Source organism: Mannheimia sp. ZY171111 (genome assembly GCF_017750945.1).
GTDB lineage: Bacteria > Pseudomonadota > Gammaproteobacteria > Enterobacterales > Pasteurellaceae > Mannheimia > Mannheimia pernigra.
The window spans coordinates 43,997-60,905 of sequence record NZ_CP046532.1; the positions used below are offsets into that span (position 1 = coordinate 43,997).

General features: G+C 37.0%; 17 protein-coding genes. 3 read left to right on the plus strand and 14 right to left on the minus strand.

Going from position 1 to position 16,909, the window contains the following annotated elements; all coding sequences use genetic code 11:
* Positions 1–72: 72 nt before the first annotated feature.
* Positions 73–1,284: a serine/threonine transporter SstT gene (sstT, locus tag GM698_RS00220; protein ID WP_209289446.1), complete on the minus strand. Its 1,212-nt coding sequence runs from the start codon at positions 1,282–1,284 to the stop codon at positions 73–75.
* A 245-nt stretch (positions 1,285–1,529) separates the two neighbouring features.
* Between sstT and GM698_RS00225 the strand changes: the two genes are divergently transcribed.
* Positions 1,530–1,892 (plus strand): diacylglycerol kinase, encoded by a 363-nt coding sequence (locus tag GM698_RS00225; RefSeq protein WP_176808377.1) that lies wholly within the window; start codon positions 1,530–1,532, stop codon positions 1,890–1,892.
* 38 nt (positions 1,893–1,930) lie between these two features.
* Positions 1,931–3,574: a bifunctional UDP-sugar hydrolase/5'-nucleotidase UshA gene (gene ushA / locus GM698_RS00230; RefSeq protein ID WP_209289447.1), complete on the plus strand. Its 1,644-nt coding sequence runs from the start codon at positions 1,931–1,933 to the stop codon at positions 3,572–3,574.
* A 41-nt stretch (positions 3,575–3,615) separates the two neighbouring features.
* On the opposite strand, the gene yciH is transcribed toward ushA, so the two are convergent.
* From yciH to pheS, 12 genes are all read right to left on the minus strand, one after another.
* Positions 3,616–3,927: a stress response translation initiation inhibitor YciH gene (gene yciH / locus GM698_RS00235; protein ID WP_159629798.1), complete on the minus strand. Its 312-nt coding sequence runs from the start codon at positions 3,925–3,927 to the stop codon at positions 3,616–3,618.
* 124 nt (positions 3,928–4,051) lie between these two features.
* Positions 4,052–4,747: an orotidine-5'-phosphate decarboxylase gene (gene pyrF, locus GM698_RS00240; protein ID WP_176808375.1), complete on the minus strand. Its 696-nt coding sequence runs from the start codon at positions 4,745–4,747 to the stop codon at positions 4,052–4,054.
* 18 nt (positions 4,748–4,765) lie between these two features.
* Complete coding sequence (lapB, locus tag GM698_RS00245; RefSeq protein ID WP_176812530.1) at positions 4,766–5,962, minus strand: lipopolysaccharide assembly protein LapB; 1,197 nt, start codon at positions 5,960–5,962, stop codon at positions 4,766–4,768.
* 3 nt (positions 5,963–5,965) lie between these two features.
* Positions 5,966–6,253 (minus strand): LapA family protein, encoded by a 288-nt coding sequence (locus GM698_RS00250; protein ID WP_176808373.1) that lies wholly within the window; start codon positions 6,251–6,253, stop codon positions 5,966–5,968.
* Between the two features lie 40 nt (positions 6,254–6,293).
* Positions 6,294–6,575 (minus strand): integration host factor subunit beta, encoded by a 282-nt coding sequence (locus GM698_RS00255; protein ID WP_209289448.1) that lies wholly within the window; start codon positions 6,573–6,575, stop codon positions 6,294–6,296.
* Positions 6,576–6,705: 130 nt separating this feature from the next.
* Complete coding sequence (gene rpsA / locus GM698_RS00260) at positions 6,706–8,373, minus strand: 30S ribosomal protein S1 (RefSeq protein WP_159629788.1); 1,668 nt, start codon at positions 8,371–8,373, stop codon at positions 6,706–6,708.
* A 92-nt stretch (positions 8,374–8,465) separates the two neighbouring features.
* Complete coding sequence (cmk, locus tag GM698_RS00265) at positions 8,466–9,140, minus strand: (d)CMP kinase (RefSeq protein WP_209289449.1); 675 nt, start codon at positions 9,138–9,140, stop codon at positions 8,466–8,468.
* A gap of 23 nt (positions 9,141–9,163) precedes the next feature.
* On the minus strand, positions 9,164–10,201 hold the full coding sequence (gene degS, locus GM698_RS00270) for an outer membrane-stress sensor serine endopeptidase DegS (RefSeq protein ID WP_176808370.1): 1,038 nt from the start codon (positions 10,199–10,201) through the stop codon (positions 9,164–9,166).
* 28 nt (positions 10,202–10,229) lie between these two features.
* Positions 10,230–10,754: an NlpC/P60 family protein gene (locus tag GM698_RS00275; protein ID WP_176808369.1), complete on the minus strand. Its 525-nt coding sequence runs from the start codon at positions 10,752–10,754 to the stop codon at positions 10,230–10,232.
* Positions 10,755–10,793: 39 nt separating this feature from the next.
* A complete protein-coding gene (locus GM698_RS00280; RefSeq protein ID WP_176808368.1) occupies positions 10,794–11,102 on the minus strand; it encodes an integration host factor subunit alpha in 309 nt (102 codons plus the stop codon).
* Between the two features lie 60 nt (positions 11,103–11,162).
* Positions 11,163–13,550 carry a phenylalanine--tRNA ligase subunit beta gene (gene pheT, locus GM698_RS00285; protein WP_209289450.1) on the minus strand — a complete coding sequence of 796 codons (2,388 nt, stop codon included), beginning with the start codon at positions 13,548–13,550 and terminating at the stop codon, positions 11,163–11,165.
* Positions 13,551–13,608: 58 nt separating this feature from the next.
* Complete coding sequence (gene pheS, locus GM698_RS00290; protein WP_176809931.1) at positions 13,609–14,592, minus strand: phenylalanine--tRNA ligase subunit alpha; 984 nt, start codon at positions 14,590–14,592, stop codon at positions 13,609–13,611.
* A 230-nt stretch (positions 14,593–14,822) separates the two neighbouring features.
* Here pheS and GM698_RS00295 point away from each other — a divergent pair, with 230 nt between their 5' ends.
* On the plus strand, positions 14,823–15,485 hold the full coding sequence (locus GM698_RS00295) for an NAD(P)H-dependent oxidoreductase (protein ID WP_209289451.1): 663 nt from the start codon (positions 14,823–14,825) through the stop codon (positions 15,483–15,485).
* A gap of 48 nt (positions 15,486–15,533) precedes the next feature.
* Here GM698_RS00295 and GM698_RS00300 read toward each other — a convergent pair whose 3' ends face one another.
* Complete coding sequence (locus GM698_RS00300) at positions 15,534–16,859, minus strand: L-cystine transporter (RefSeq protein ID WP_209289452.1); 1,326 nt, start codon at positions 16,857–16,859, stop codon at positions 15,534–15,536.
* Positions 16,860–16,909: the final 50 nt, after the last annotated feature.

Consider the following 16,909-nt stretch of genomic DNA (forward strand, 5'->3'; position numbering starts at 1 on the left):
GAATATGTAAATTTTCGAGCCAGATCGCAAAAATAAACAAGGCAGGCCAAAATGCCTGCCTTTGTAATCAGATTATGCTGACTTTTGATCTTCAGAATAACTTACCGCAGCGGTAAATAAAACATCGGTTGATGAATTTAATGCAGTTTCAACTGAATCTTGAATTACCCCAATAACAAAACCAACGCCAATAACTTGAGCGGCAATATCATTTGGAATATTAAACAAGCTACAGGCTAATGGAATGAGCAATAATGAACCGCCAGCAACGCCAGATGCACCACAAGCACAGATTGATGCTACCACGCTTAATAATAATGCGGTTGCAAAATCAGGCTGAATACCTTGTGTATAAGCTGCGGCTAAAGTTAATACCGTAACAGTAATTGCCGCACCCGCCATATTAATGGTTGCCCCTAAAGGGATCGCTACAGATGCAATTTCATCACGAATACCTAAACGTTTAGCAAGATTCATATTCACTGGAATATTAGCCGCTGAGCTACGGGTAAAGAATGCGGTGACACCACTTTCACGCAAGCAAGTGAACGTTAATGGATATGGATTACGGCGAATCTTCCAAAAAACTAATAGCGGATTTAACACCAATGCTACAAATAACATTGCACCCACTAATACTAATAACAAGCGAGCGTAACCTTCAAATGCCTCTAAACCATTTACTGCAACAGTTTCAGCAACCAAACCAAATACACCAATAGGTGCGAAAGCAATCACAACTTTAACCACAAAAGAAACTGCATCAGCTAAATCATTTAAAAAAGCTTTTGAACTTGCTGAACCGTGACGGAAAGCAGTCCCTAAACCGATAGACCACGCAAGAATACCGATAAAGTTAGCATTGCTTAATGCAGTTAGTGGGTTATCGACTAAGTTGAAAATAACCGTTTTTAAAATTTCACCAATGCCTTGTGGTGGGCTTAAACCATCAGGGCTTGCAGTTAATTCTAATGTGGTTGGGAACATAAAACTTAAAATCACTGCAATTAAGGCTGCAAAGAATGTACCTAATATATAAAGCACTAAGATTGGTTTTAATTTGCTATCTGTTCCCACTTCTTTATTTGCAATCGCAGATAACACTAATACAAAAACTAAAATAGGTGCAATAGCACGTAGGGATTTCACAAAGAATTGACCTAATACCCCAACGCTAACAGCCCAATCTTTATTAAAAAATGCCAATAACACCCCTAGCACTAAACCAATAGCGATACGTAATACTAAATTACCGCCAAGAATTTTTGATGATGAATAACTCATAACATTTCACTTCTGTAAGATAAAAATAAGGATAAATACAATTTACCCACCTAAAAATAGGCTTATTAGATTAGCGGAAAAATAATCAATATGGAATAAACAAGCGGTCATTTTTTTGAAGTTTTTTGCAAAAAGCTGCTTTTTTCTCTTTTCAGATTAATTTATGGTATTCATACTAAATTTATTTGAAGATAACGCTTCTTTCAGTACAATAATCCCTTTACACACTTAATCTTATTTAACTTATGAAACCTAAAAATAAAGCTGATTTTCAACGCATTATTAATGCAACAAATTATTCAATCAAAGGCTTGAAAGCTGCCTATATTAATGAAGCAGCCTTTCGTCAAGAGCTGTGGTGTACGATTATCTTATTTCCTTTAGCCCTCATTTTAGGTGACACTAACATTGAAAAAGTGTTGTTAGTTGCCACCATTCTTCTTGTATTAATTACTGAATTATTAAATAGTGCAATTGAATCGGTCGTTGACCGTATCGGTTCTGACTTCCACGAACTCTCAGGCAGAGCAAAAGATCTTGGTTCTGCCGCCGTATTTTTATCAATGATTTTACTGGCAATTACTTGGATATTGGTCTTATTCTTCTAATGCTATTTTACAACGCTAATACTTACTGAGGTATTTCTATGAATTTTAAAAAAACATTACTTACGCTCTCTATTTTAGGTTCTGCATCCGCAATCGCGTATGAAACAGATAAAACCTATTCTTTTACGGTATTACATACCAATGATTTGCATGGGCACTTTTGGCAAAATGATAAAGGTGAATATGGTTTGGCTGCACAAAAAACGCTAGTTGAACATATTCGCAAAGAAGTGGAAGACAAAGGGGGTGAAATCTTAGTGTTAAATGCAGGTGATGTAAACACGGGTGTGCCTGAATCTGATATGCAAAATGCTCGTCCTGATATTGAGGGTATGAATGCGATAGGTTATGACGCGATGGTTTTAGGCAATCATGAATTTGACTTTCCGCTACAAACGCTGTCTATCCAAGAAAAATGGGCTAAATTCCCTTTTATTTCTGCGAATGTAATTAATAAAAAAACAGATAAGCCTATCGTAAAACCTTACGTTATTCTTGAACGAGGCGGTATAAAAATTGCGGTTGTTGGATTAACGACAGAAGATACGGCAAAATTAGGTAACCCTGATGTCACTGAAAATGCAGTATTTAAAGATCCGATTGAAACCGCAAAAACAACACTGGCAGAAATTAACAAAAATGAAAAACCAGATGTACGGATTGCCTTAACTCATATGGGCTATTATTTTGATGGTAAACACGGCACTAACGCACCGGGTGATGTAACAATGGCTCGTAGTTTAGATAAAGGTGCTTTTGATTTAATCATTGGCGGACATACTCATGACACCGTCTGCATTGATGAAAAAGGTCAATTTAAAACCCAATATACGCCAGGTGAAGAATGTAAGCCTGATTTCCAAAATGGTACTTGGATTGTTCAAGCAGGCGAATGGGGCAAATTTGTTGGACGTGCCGATTTTGAGTTTAAAAATGGCAAAACAACCTTAGTAAAATATGAGTTAATTCCTGTCAATTTGAAAAAAACGATAAAAAAAGAAGATGGTACAAAAGAATATCAACTTTACCAACCAGAAATTAAAGCTGATGAAAATACCTATACACTGCTTAAAAAATACCAAGATGAAGGTGATGAAAAGCTCAATATTGATGTCGGTACGGTTAAAGGCTTATTAGATGGTAAACGTGAACATATTCGCTTCCATCAAACTAATCTTGGTCGCCTCATTGCTCAATCTCAAATGGAGCGTGTGAAAGCTGATATTGGTATTATGAACTCAGGGGGTATCCGTACTTCCATTGAAGAGGGTAAAGTAACTTATAAAAATATTCTAACCGTTCAGCCATTTGGTAATATGATTGCAACCGTTGATTTAAAAGGCAAGGAGCTATTAGATACAATTACAACCATTGCATTAAAAGAGGTAGATACCGGTGCATATCCACAATTTGCAGGTATTTCAATGGTCGTTGATCGTAATACAAAAACTATTTCTAATGTAAAAATTGGCAATAAAGCATTTGATGAAAACAAAACCTACAAAGTCTCTTTACCTGACTATGTAGCCTCTGGTGGTGATGGTTATCCATTACTGAAAAATCACCCAACTTATGTAAATACAGGGTTTATTGATGCAGAAATGCTGAAAAAATACTTTGAAGACAATAAAGTCATTGAAGCGGATAAATACGATCCGAAAGATGACATTATTTTCAAATAATGTCATCTAAAGAAATAGGGAGATCGTCTGATCTCCCTATTTTAACCACCTGATAGTTTTACTTGAAATCCTTTAGACTCTAGAATTTGTTTGATAGCTTCACGATTATCACCCTGAATTTCAATAATTCCCTCTTTAAAGGAGCCACCACAACCTAATTTACGCTTAAGTTCTGAGGCAAGAGAATTAAAGGCTTTATCCTCTAAATCCAATCCTGTAATAACACAAACACCTTTGCCTTTTCGCCCGCTGGTTTGACGTTGAATGCGTACAATACCATCGCATTTAGGACGCTTTTCTTCAATTACTTCAGGCTTAATTCTCCCTGTTTCGGTTGAATAAACTAATGTCATTTGTAAATTTTCCTCAAAAACATCTATCTATTTGAAGGTTAACTTCTGCTCCTGGTTTAAAAGAGCAAAAAAAAGCGAATAATATGACCGCTTGTATTTATTTAAAAGAAAAGCGCAACTTATACTAATTAGCAATTGATTGATTTATTGATTTTAATACCGCTAATGGATCTGCAGCTTGAGTAATTGGACGACCAATCACTAAGAAATCTGAACCTGTTTCTATGGCTTTTTTAGGCGTCATTACACGACGTTGGTCAGCAAAATCCGTTCCTTCTGGGCGAATACCTGGGGTAATTAATTTGAAATCGTTCCCACAATGTGTACGTAATACTTCCACTTCTTGAGGAGAACAAACTACACCGTCTAAACCTGCACGTTGAGCTAAATGTGCTAAACGAATAACTTGTTCCATTGGTGAGGCATTAATGCCGATTTGTAATAAATCCAAATCTTCCATACTGGTTAACACGGTTACAGCAATTAATAATGGTGCATCTTTACCATAAGGTTCTAAGATTTTTTTCGCTTCTTCCATCATCGTTAAGCCACCTGAAGCGTGCAAATCTACCATCCATACGCCCAAATCAGCCGCTGAACGCACTGCACGAGCAACCGTATTTGGAATATCGTGATATTTCAAATCAAGAAATACATCAAAGTTTCGTGCGTGTAATTGTTTTAAAAAATTTGTGCCTAATGTCGTAAACATCTCTTTACCTACTTTTAAACGGCAAAGTGATGGATCAACTAAATCTACAAACTTCAGTGCCTCATCTTCGGTTTCATAATCTAAAGCAACAATAACTTTATTGTTCATACTGAGCTCCTTAATTTTCTATTGGATAAGACCATCGATACTTGGTATCGGTTTAATTTTTTCCCATTGATTACAAGATGGGCATTGCCACATTAATCGATAACTTTGATAACCACAATTTAAGCAACGATATTGAAAACCTTTTTTGATTTGATTACCCACCATATTATGTAACAAAATCAAGCTTTCTTTACCACTCCCTGCTTCAGCAAAATCTGCTTGATAGCGAATAAAACGATGGAAAGTGATCAAACTCGGATAACTACTTAACTGCTGATACAACTTAGAATGCGCAGCATTAACGCCATCTTTTTCTTCAATAAATTCAGTTAATGCAACATCTACGCTACTATTATGTTTTACTTGATTTGCTTTAATCAAAAATAACTCATAACCATTAGGATCATTTAAGACCGTATAACATTCTAGAATACGACCAAGTACCTCGCTAATATAATCAGGATCTTGCTGGAGTATTTGCTCAAAATAACCTAATGCTTTTATAGACTCTCTTTGTTCTAAATAAAAATCCCCAAGCATCATTGAGGCTCGGGTAGATTCTGGATAATAGTCTAAAGCTTTATTTAACGCATCAACAAATGCCATTTTATCTTCAAATTTGACCGCTTGTGCATATTCACAGAAAAAATGAGATAGCGGGATTTTATCGGACTCAGGCGAAATTTTTAATAATTTCTCAAAGACATTAATCGCTTTCTTCCACTCTCGTGTTTTTTGATAAACAACAGTAAGCTGAAATAAGGAATGTTTAGCAAATTCTGGTTCATCAACCAATGAAATATAATAATTTTCTGCTCGATCATAAAAACCTGCAGCCATAAAATCCTTAGCTAATTGCTGCTTTGCTAATAATTTCTGTTCAAACGAATAATTAGGATTATTCTCTAATGCTTGATGAATTCGCAGAGCCCTATCAATTTCTCCCCTTGAACGGAATAAATTACCTAAAGTTAATTCTGCTTCAAACTGAGATTCAGTAGAAATTTGATTTTCAGACTCTTGCTTTTGCAGCATAGAAAGGAAAAGATCGACAGCTTTCTCCTGTTGATTAGATAATAGAAGGTTTAAGCCAGCAACATACTCACGAGAGAATTTATTACTGACGGTTTCTTGCTCCTTTTTTGCACTACGCCGCCCCATATACCAACCATATAATGCAGCAATAGGCAATAAAAGGAACAATAATTCAAGCATTAGCTATTCAACCTTTGGCGTGGTTAATTCAATGATTTGCTGAGATTGGCGTTTTACACGGCGATTCAACGCGATATTTTGGAGTTTAATTTTTAAGTAAAAAATACCTGTTACCAACCAGCCTAAAATTAATCCTAAACCAAATAAAATTGCTACTAATGTAGATAAGCGTAATTCACTTTGTGCAATAATATAATTAAAAGTAATAAGTTGATCATTATTTGCACCAACTGTAATTGCAACAATAATTACCGTAATTACAATTAAAATACTCAAAATATACTTAACCATATAATCTCCCTGACTACAGAAATGTATAACTTAATGAGAATTACATTAAGTCTACCCGCTCTTTTAAATCCTTACCTGGTTTAAAATGAGGAACGTATTTCTCAGATAATTCCACACTATCACCAGTTTTAGGATTACGCCCTACTCGAGGTTGTCGATAATGCAAGGAAAAGCTACCAAAACCTCTCACTTCAATTCGCTCACCTTTTTCTAACGTAAGCGTTAAATGCTCTAAAATCTCTTTTACACAATTTTCTACAGTTTTAATTTGCAAACTTGAGTTTTGGGCAATTAACCTCTCAATTAATTCGGATTTGGTCATCTCTTCCTCATCAAAATCATTATAGCTATTTTAAATAATCACTTATAAAATTAATGAGTATTTAAAATAACTATTCTAAGTTTAAATGGGTATGTTTAGAACATACCCATTTATCAGTTAGAAGCTAAAATTATTCACCTTTAGCTGCTTTGAAAGCTTCAGCAAATGCATTTGGTACTGCAACTTCTTCTTTGTTCACCTGTGCAATTGCTGCTGATTCTTCAGCTTCATTTTTCGCACGAACCGATAAGTTTACAATACGAGATTTACGATCTACGCCTGTGTATTTTGCTTCAATTGAATCACCTACAGAAATTACTGATGTAATATCTTCAACGCGCTCCGCAGTTGCTTCATTTGTACGAATAAATGCTTCAACGCCACCGTCTAATTCAACTTTAACGCCTTTAGCATCCACTTCTACAACTTTACCTGTTAAGACTGCACCTTTTTTCGTGCTATCTACGAAGTTTGTGAACGGATCAGATTCTAATTGCTTGATACCTAAAGAGATACGCTCTTTCACAGCATCAACTTGTAACACAACAGCTTCTACTTCGTCGCCTTTTTTGTAGTTACGAACAGCTTCTTCACCTGAAACATTCCAAGAAATGTCAGATAAGTGAACTAATCCGTCAATACCACCTTCTAAACCGATGAAGATACCGAAATCAGTGATTGATTTGATTTTACCTGATACTTTATCGTTTTTATTATGAGTTGCAGCGAATTGCTCCCATGGGTTTGCTTTACATTGTTTTAAACCTAAAGAGATACGACGACGCTCTTCATCAACTTCAAGTACCATAACCTCAACAACATCACCTACATTAACTACTTTAGATGGGTGAATATTTTTGTTTGTCCAATCCATTTCTGAAACGTGGACTAAACCTTCAACACCATCTAAAATTTCAACGAAGCAACCATAATCAGTTAGGTTAGTTACTTTACCTGTTAATTTACTATTTACTGGGTGATTTTCAGCAATAACAGCCCAAGGATCTTGGCCTAGCTGTTTTAAGCCTAATGATACGCGAGTTTTGTCTTTGTCAAATTTCAATACTTTAACCGTAACTTCATCGCCTACATTAACCACTTCACTTGGATGCTTAACACGTTTCCATGCCATATCTGTAATATGTAATAAACCGTCAACACCACCTAAATCTACGAAAGCACCGTAGTCAGTCAAGTTTTTAACTGTACCTTTAACTTCAGAACCTTCAACTAAACTTGCTAATACAGCATCACGATCTTGGTTGCTTTCTGTTTCAATAACCGCACGACGAGATACAACTACGTTATTACGTTTTTGATCTAATTTGATTACTTTAAATTCGTACTCTTTACCTTCTAAGTTTAAAGAATCACGAACTGGACGAGTATCAACTAATGAGCCTGGTAAGAATGCACGCACACCATTTAATTCAACAGTGAAACCACCTTTAACTTTACCATTTACGAAACCGACAACTGTAGCTTGTTCTTCAAAAGCTTTTTCTAAAGCAATCCAAGCTTCGTTACGTTTTGCATCACCACGAGAAACAACTGTTGCACCAAATCCGTCTTCTACAGCTTTAAGGACAACATCAACCTCATCACCAACTTGAACTTCTAATTCGCCTTGTGCATTAGTAAACTCTGATGCATCAATCGCTGATTCAGATTTGAAACCTGTATCAACAATCACTAAACCTTTTTGGATAGCAACAACAGTACCTTTAACAACATCGCCTAAACGTGGTGTAGCTGCAAATGATTCTTCAAGTAGTTGAGCAAACGATAATTCTGACATAATAAATCTTCTTAAAAATAAACATCCATCTAGCTTCCTGCTAAACGGGGTTGGTAGTAAAAGCTAAACAAATCCTATGTAAAGCCAACAAACTAAAATTTAATATATTGAGCGATGTAGTATAATGCTTGTTTAATCACATCATCAATCGATAAATGCGTGGAATTTAGAAGTAACGCATCTTTCGCTGGGACAAGCGGTGCAACTGCACGACTTCTATCGCGAAAATCACGCTCTTTTATCTCAGCTAAAATCTCGTCAAAGTTAGCATTAAATCCTTTTTCTTGCAACTGTTTTACGCGTCTTTTTGTGCGCTCTTCTGCACTTGCGTCTAAAAATAGCTTAATTTTAGCATCAGGAAAGACAACTGTCCCCATATCCCGTCCATCTGCGATCAGTCCTTTTTCAGTGCTAAATGCACGTTGGCGCGCTAATAACGCTTCCCTAACCAGTGGAAAAGCTGCAATTTTTGACGCATTTTGACCCGCTTGTGCCGTGCGAATTTGGTCGCCAACATTCTCGCCCTCTAAAATTACCTTAATCTCACCATTTTCAGGTAAAAATTGAATATCTAAATTACGTGCAATTTCGGCTAATGTTGTCTCATCATCAAGAGAGACGTTTTTTTTCTCTGCATCCAACGCAGTAATGCGATACAAGGCTCCAGAATCTAAAAAATCAAAACCTAATTTTTCAGCTAGCGCGTGACATAATGTGCCTTTGCCCGCGCCACTCGGACCATCAACCGTAATAACCACTTTTTCCATTTTATCCCTTTCTATTCAATCACTTACTGAGCTTGTAGTTCGGTAATTGTGACATCAAAATTCAATAATTGTTCACCACGCTGCACGGCCACTTTCACTGTGCTATAGGGCTTCATTTCTGCTAATTCAGTCATCATTTGAATAGGTGATAAAGCCTCAATACCGCCAATGCTAAGCACCAAATCACCTGATTTAATTCCAGCTTGAGCAGCAGGGCCTTGTTCATCAACATTCGCAATAAAAACGCCCTTTTCATAGCCATTCATTTTTGCGGTATCAATCAAATCAGTACTCACGCCAAAGTAACCACGAATGACACGACCATCTTTAATAATTTTTTCCATAATTCGATTAGCATGATTGATAGGAATGGCAAAATTTAATCCTTCAGATAGCTCATTTGTATTCTTGCCAAAACGAAGTGTATTAATGCCTATTAATTCTCCTGCCGTATTAATTAATGCACCACCTGAATTACCTTGATTAATAGACACATCTGTTTGAATGAAATTTTGTCTTCCGCTCTCGGTCAATGTTTTACGTCCAATTGCACTCACAATACCTTGGGTAATACTTTGCCCCAAATTTAAAGGATTACCAATCGCTAATACCACATCACCAACTTCTAACTTTCTATTTGGATTTTGCGGAATAGTGGGTAGATTTTCAGCATCAATTTTCAATACTGCTAAATCTGTTAATGAATCATCTCCAATTAATTTAACATTTGCCGAAATTAATCCATTTTGCAATGCAATCACAATCTGGTCTGCATTTTCAATAACATGCTTATTGGTTAAAATATACCCATCATTACTCATAATAACGCCTGAACCTAAATTCTCTACCTCAAAACTTGAGTTTTCTGAGCTAAAATTTCGGCTATATACATTCACAACAGCTGGAGAAGCAATTTTAACCGCAGTATTGTAGCTGATGATCTCTTTTTGATTGAGTGCTGAAAATATCCCTACGTTACCTTGAAATAATGGCGCAATAAATAGAATCAAAAATGCACAAAAAAGTCCAAAAATGACCGCTTGTCCAATTTTTTTCAGCATTATAAGTTCCTTAAAACGTTATTATTTATCATAAGCGGCGGGCTTGCCAAAATACCTTTGACCAATAAGGAGAGTCGATATCGGAATAAATCACACCGCCTTTTGTTGAAGCATGAAGAAACTGCCCATTCTTAACATAAACACCCACGTGTTTGCCATTTGGTCCTCTGCCTGTATTAAAGAACACTAAATCCCCTGTGCGTAATTCTCGCTTAGAAATACGTTGTCCTTCTTTTGCTTGCTCTTTTGTTGTTCGCGGTAGATTAATCCCAAATAGATCTCTAAAGGTCACTTGCATAAAACCAGAGCAATCAATACCTAATTTGCTATTGCCACCTAAACGATAGCGGGTGCCTTTCCATTCATGTTGATGTTCGCTTAAGCGGCTAATTGCTATAATCGGATCTGCAAGTTCCGCATGATAAGCTGAAGGATAAATTTTTCGTTTTGCTTGTTCGTCAGTTTTAGAGCCATTTGAACTAGAGCAAGCTGATAATACAACTACACCTACTAGCACAAAGCCTAATGATAGCCATTTTTTTACTAATTTCATTTAATACCACTTAATGAGCATTTCATATTCATATATAAATTATTTTTTTGATTGTGCATTAGCCATAGCCAGCTCAACACGTTCACGCAATTTTTTACTCGCTTTGAAGCTAACTACTCTACGAGCAGATACCGCAACATTTTCACCCGTTTTAGGATTACGCCCTGGCCGAGCTTTTTTCTCTCGCAGGAAAAAATTACCAAAACCCGATAATTTCACTTCTTCGCCATTCTCAAGAGTTGCACGAATTTCTTCAAAAAATAGATCTACAAATTGCTTGGCAACACGCTTTTCTAAATCTAATTTTTCAATTAGATTTTCTGTAATTTCAAGCTTGGTAAGAGCCATAATTTATCCTTAATTTATTGTTATGGCTGATATAAACACCAGCCATATTTTATTTGCTGATTAATCACGAAGTACCGCATTGAAACGTGCTGCCAATTCAGCTAATACCGCTTGAATAACAGTATTGATTTCATTTTCTTCTAATGTTTTTTCTTTATCTTGAAGAGTCAAACTAATCGCTAAACTTTTCTTATCTTTGGCTAAATTTACACCACGATAGACATCAAATAAGTTTAATGCAATTAATTTACTGCCTGCAGCTTGACGGCAAACATCTAACACTTCGCCAGCTGGAACAGACTCATCAACCACAATCGCAATATCACGGTTATTTGCAGGAAATTTAGAAATTTCGACCGCTTGTGTAACAGTTCTTTCTGCAATTGCCGAGGCTAAAATTTCACATACAATCGGTTTACCTTTAATGCCAAATTTTTGCACAATAGATGGGTGAACTGTACCAATAAAGCCAATTTCTTTACCATCTAACATAATTGCCGCAGATTGCCCAGGGTGTAATGCAGGATATTGTTTTACAACAAATTTTAGATCATTACGCACAGAACTAAGAGAAAGTATGCGTTCAATATCGCCTTTTAGATCAAAAAAATCAGCCGCTTCAGCTTTGTTTTCCCAATGTACAGGGCGTTTATCACCAACAATTGCCGCAGCGAATACAAACTCTTGGCGTACAGCAGATTCCGCATTGCTATCTGGGATAAAACGTAAACCAGCTTCAAAAATACGCACACGATGTTGCTGGCGGCTTTGATTATAGACAATGGTATCTAATAAACCTGTTAACAATGATACTCGCATTACAGACATTTCACTTGAAATTGGATTAGGGAGAACTAATGCCTGCTGTTCTGGATGTAAGCACGCTTGCTTTTTAGGATCTACAAAACTATAAGTAATGACTTCTTGGTAATCACTATCAACGAATGCTGTACGAATACGGTTAACTCCCAGTAACTTCTCTGGTGTCCCATTCATAGTTAAATGAGAAAGTGGAGCATTATTTGGAATGCTATTATAACCATAAATTCGAGCCACTTCTTCAATGAGATCTTCTTCAATTTCAATATCAAAACGCCAGCTTGGCGCCACAGCTGTCCAAGTATCATTAGCAAATGTGACCTTTAAACCTAAACGCGTTAAGATATCTGTCACCATTGCATCTTCGATATGATGGCCAATTACCGAATCTAATTTACTACGACGTAGCGTGACGGTATTGCGTTTTGGTAAGTTTTCTTCACTGACCGCCTCCACAATTTCGCCAGCCTCACCGCCACAGATCTCAATTAATAATGCGGTTGCACGCTCCATTGCTTGGCGTGCTAATTCTGGATCCACACCACGCTCGAAACGATGTGAAGCATCGGTGTGTAAGCCGTATTGACGAGCTCTGCCTGTAATGGCAAGCGGTGCAAAAAATGCAGATTCTAGCACTACGTCTTTTGTGTTTTCGCTCACGCCACTCGCTTCGCCACCGAAGATCCCAGCCATAGCCAGTGCACCTTTACTATCAGCAATTACTAACGTATTTGACTGCAATTTCGCTGTTGTACCATCTAATAATACAAGCTCTTCACCCGCTTTTGCCATACGCACTTGAATGCTGCCTTCAATTTTAGCGGCATCAAAAGCGTGCATTGGCTGCCCAAGCTCTAATAAACTTAAGTTGGTAATATCTACAATTGGATCGATTGAACGAATACCACAACGGCGGAGTTTCTCTTGTAACCACAATGGCGAAGCCGCTTTTACATTCACGTTTTTCACTACACGGGCTAAATAACGAGGGCAAGCCTCTGGAGCTTGTAACTCGACTGCCACTTTATCTGAAATGCTTGCTTGAACAGGTTCAATCGTTGGCGACTTAACACCCGCTTGGTTAATCACGCCCACTTCACGAGCAATACCAGCAATGCTTAAGCAGTCAGCACGATTTGGTGTAAGGCTGATTTCAATCGCAACATCATCTAAATTCAAATACTCACGGAAATCTTGACCAACTGGTGCATCTGCAGGTAATTCAATAATTCCGCTATGATCTTCTTTAATGCCAAGCTCAGAATAAGAACAAAGCATACCTTCTGATGGCTGACCACGTAATTTAGTTTTCTTAATTTTGAAATTACCTGGTAAAACGGCACCATCAACCGCACAGGCCACTTTTAAACCTTGACGACAATTTGGTGCACCGCACACAATATCCAATAGACGCTCACCGCCCACATTAACTTTTGTTATACGTAATTTATCGGCATCAGGGTGTTGAGCACATTCAACCACTTCGCCAACCACCACGCCTGAAAAGCTACCTGCTACAGGCTCTACATCATCAACTTCTAAACCTAACATCGTAATTTGGTCACATAACTGCTCTGTGCTAATTGCTGGGTTTACCCATTCACGCAACCAAGATTCATTGAATTTCATTATTTCTATCCTTTAATTTGCAAAATTTTTCTTATTCTAGACCGCTTGTCTTATTCAATCATTTAAACTGTTTTAGGAAACGTAAGTCATTTTCAAAGAATGCACGCAAATCTGTGACATTGTATCGTAACATTGTTAAACGCTCTACACCCATACCGACTGCAAAGCCACTATATTCTTCAGGATCAATACCTACATTGCGTAATACATTCGGATGAACCATTCCGCATCCTAATACTTCCAACCACTTACCATTTTGACGCATTACATCAACTTCAGCCGAAGGTTCTGTGAAAGGGAAGAAAGATGGGCGAAAACGTACCTGTAGATCTTCTTCAAAAAATGCTTTTAAGAAATCATGAATTAAACCTTTTAACTCAGTAAAATTCGCTTTTTTATCCACATATAATAATTCAATTTGATGGAACATTGGCGTATGAGTTTGATCGTAGTCATTACGATATACACGACCTGGTGCCACAATACGGATAGGCGGGCTTACCTTTTCCATTGTACGGATTTGTACGCCCGAAGTTTGGGTTCTTAATAAACGATTTGCATCAAACCAGAACGTATCATGATCGGCTCGGGCAGGGTGATGAGCAGGAATATTGAGAGCATCAAAATTATAATAATCTGTTTCAATTTCAGGGCCATTTGCTACGGTAAAACCTAACTCAGAGAAAAATTTTACGACACGCTCAATCGTAATAGAAACTGGGTGTAAGCCACCTAATTCAATTTTACGACCAGGAAGTGAAACATCAATACTTTCGTTAGCTAGTTTTGCATTTAACGCTTCGGCTTCCAGTTTTTCTTTTTTCTCATTTAACGCATTTTGTGCGATTTGTTTAGCATCATTAATTTTTTGACCCACCGCAGGGCGTTCTTCTGCTGGAACATCACGTAACCCTTGCATTAACGCGGTAAAATGCCCTTTTTTACCAAAATATTCCACTTTCAATGCTTCTAATGTGGCAATATCATTCGTAGCATTAACAGCATCAACTGCCTGTGCAACTAAACCTTCTAAGTTGTGCATTTTATCCTCTAATAATTTTGATGATTTAAAATTGGTGAAATGATAATACTTTAGAAAAAAAAAGTAAATGTAGCCTTCTGCTAAATTGTTGATTTTTAAGGTAAAGGATTGGATTTTAATACAAGCGGTCGTATTTATTTATTTTTTTGCAAGTGTTTAGAGATAAAATTGGCTTTACGACGTAAAAGCGTTATGATTAATAAAATTTTTAAGCTAACAAAGGAAAAACAATGTTCAATATTAGCAAACAACAGATCTTAGAAGCGTTTAGCTTCCGTGCGGCTTGCCGTAGTTACGATCCTGCTCGAAAAATCAGTACCGATGATATGAATTACATTTTAGAATTGGGTCGTCTTTCGCCAAGTTCGGTTGGCTCTGAGCCGTGGAAATTTTTAGTGCTACAAAACCCTGAAATTCGTAGCAAAATCGCCCCTTTTTCTTGGGGAATTAAACACTCAATGGAAGAGATGAGCCATTTAGTGGTCATTCTTGCTAAAAAAAATGTTCGCTATGATTCTCAATATTTAAGAGATTCACTTATCAAACGTGGTTTAAGTGATGAACAAATTGAGGCTTCGGTTGCTCGCTATAAAAGTTTTCAAGAAGAAGATATGAAAATTTTAGACAGTGAACGAACCTTATTTGATTGGAGTACGAAGCAAACTTATATCGCATTGGGTAATATGATGACGGGTGCAGCCTTAATTGGCATTGATTCCTGCCCGATTGAAGGTTTCCATTATGAGAAAGTAAATCAAATTTTAGCTGATGAAGGGCTGTTTGATCTCAATGAGTATGGCATTTCGTGTATGGTTACCTTTGGTTACCGTAACAAAGATATTAAGAAAAAATCGCGTAAACCTGCTGAAGAAGTGATCGAATGGCTTGAATAATTATTGAGTTGAAAAAACGGGCGAATTAATCGCCCATTTTTATAGCATTTATTCAGATTTAATCCATTTATTCGTGATGCTACCCGCAACCATAGCACCATTTACATTTAATGCCGTACGCCCCATATCAATAAGTGGCTCAACTGAAATCAATAAGCCAACCAACTCAATAGGTAAGTTTAAGGTAGATAACACCACAATTGCCGCAAATGTGGCACCACCGCCAACGCCTGCAATACCAAATGACGAAATAGCCACGACTAAAATCAGCGTTAAAATATAGTTTAAGCTAAATGGGTCAACACCAACTGTGGGTGCAATCATCACGGCTAACATCGCAGGATAAATCCCTGCACAACCATTTTGCCCAATTGTCGCACCGAATGTTGCCGAAAAATTAGCAATGACGGAATGATTCCCTAATTTATTAGTTTGCGTTTCAATGTTCAGTGGAATCGTTGCTGCACTTGAGCGAGAAGTAAAAGCAAAACTCAAGGTTGGTAATACTTTTTTGTAATAATCAAGCGGATTTACTTTTACAACAAAAAGTAAAATACCGTGTACAACAAACATCAACAAGATTGCAATATAAGATGCAACAATAAAACGACCTAAGTTTAGGATATCGCTCCATTGCGAAGTTGCTGCCATTTTAATCATCAATGCAAATACACCGTAAGGGGTTAAACGAATAACAAAGTGGACTAAACGCATTACTAATTTATTTAAAGTTTCGACCCCTTGTGCGATACGGCTGCCTAAATCCCTATCTTCTTTGCCTAAACTTAATGCCGCAAAACCGAGTAACCCAGAGAAAATGACTGTACTGATAATAGAGGTTGGATTTGCTCCTGTTAATTCTAAAAATGGATTTCTTGGAATAAAAGAAAGTAACATTGCTGGCACAGATAAATTGCTCACTTGCTCAGCTCGACCCACAACGCGTTCTTGTGCAGCAATTTCACGAGTACCTGCCACTAATCCTTCAGCTGAAAGATCAAAAAGATAAACTAACGCAATACCGATAACCGCAGAAATGGCTGTAGTGACTAACAATACCGACAACACATAAAAGCTGATTTTGCCTAAAGTACTAGCCTCTTTTAAGCGTGTCATTGCAGATAAGATAGAAACAAATACCAATGGCATCACAATCATCTGCAATAAGCGTACATAACCATTACCAATTAGATTGACCCACGCTAAGGTTTCATCAATAATAGGCTTCTCGTAAAAAGTTTGCAAAATTACACCGCTTGTAAGCCCTAATACTAAACCAATAAATACCGTTTTCCCTAACTTTTGCGTAGATTGATAAATTCTTGCCAATAAAAACAAAATAGCGACAAAAACCGCTAAATTAAACACAAACATACAGCCTCCAAAACAACAGATAATAAAAAATGCTGCAAGGTTATTACGCT

Bases quoted from the DNA above. Each gene is read 5' to 3' on its own strand.
- sstT (WP_209289446.1), bottom strand. From the start codon at position 1,284: ATGAGTTATTCATCATCAAAAATTCTTGGCGGTAATTTAGTATTACGT.
- GM698_RS00225 (WP_176808377.1), top strand. From the start codon at position 1,530: ATGAAACCTAAAAATAAAGCTGATTTTCAACGCATTATTAATGCAACA.
- ushA (WP_209289447.1), top strand. From the start codon at position 1,931: ATGAATTTTAAAAAAACATTACTTACGCTCTCTATTTTAGGTTCTGCA.
- yciH (WP_159629798.1), bottom strand. From the start codon at position 3,927: ATGACATTAGTTTATTCAACCGAAACAGGGAGAATTAAGCCTGAAGTA.
- pyrF (WP_176808375.1), bottom strand. From the start codon at position 4,747: ATGAACAATAAAGTTATTGTTGCTTTAGATTATGAAACCGAAGATGAG.
- lapB (WP_176812530.1), bottom strand. From the start codon at position 5,962: ATGCTTGAATTATTGTTCCTTTTATTGCCTATTGCTGCATTATATGGT.
- GM698_RS00250 (WP_176808373.1), bottom strand. From the start codon at position 6,253: ATGGTTAAGTATATTTTGAGTATTTTAATTGTAATTACGGTAATTATT.
- GM698_RS00255 (WP_209289448.1), bottom strand. From the start codon at position 6,575: ATGACCAAATCCGAATTAATTGAGAGGTTAATTGCCCAAAACTCAAGT.
- rpsA (WP_159629788.1), bottom strand. From the start codon at position 8,373: ATGTCAGAATTATCGTTTGCTCAACTACTTGAAGAATCATTTGCAGCT.
- cmk (WP_209289449.1), bottom strand. From the start codon at position 9,140: ATGGAAAAAGTGGTTATTACGGTTGATGGTCCGAGTGGCGCGGGCAAA.
- degS (WP_176808370.1), bottom strand. From the start codon at position 10,201: ATGCTGAAAAAAATTGGACAAGCGGTCATTTTTGGACTTTTTTGTGCA.
- GM698_RS00275 (WP_176808369.1), bottom strand. From the start codon at position 10,754: ATGAAATTAGTAAAAAAATGGCTATCATTAGGCTTTGTGCTAGTAGGT.
- GM698_RS00280 (WP_176808368.1), bottom strand. From the start codon at position 11,102: ATGGCTCTTACCAAGCTTGAAATTACAGAAAATCTAATTGAAAAATTA.
- pheT (WP_209289450.1), bottom strand. From the start codon at position 13,550: ATGAAATTCAATGAATCTTGGTTGCGTGAATGGGTAAACCCAGCAATT.
- pheS (WP_176809931.1), bottom strand. From the start codon at position 14,592: ATGCACAACTTAGAAGGTTTAGTTGCACAGGCAGTTGATGCTGTTAAT.
- GM698_RS00295 (WP_209289451.1), top strand. From the start codon at position 14,823: ATGTTCAATATTAGCAAACAACAGATCTTAGAAGCGTTTAGCTTCCGT.
- GM698_RS00300 (WP_209289452.1), bottom strand. From the start codon at position 16,859: ATGTTTGTGTTTAATTTAGCGGTTTTTGTCGCTATTTTGTTTTTATTG.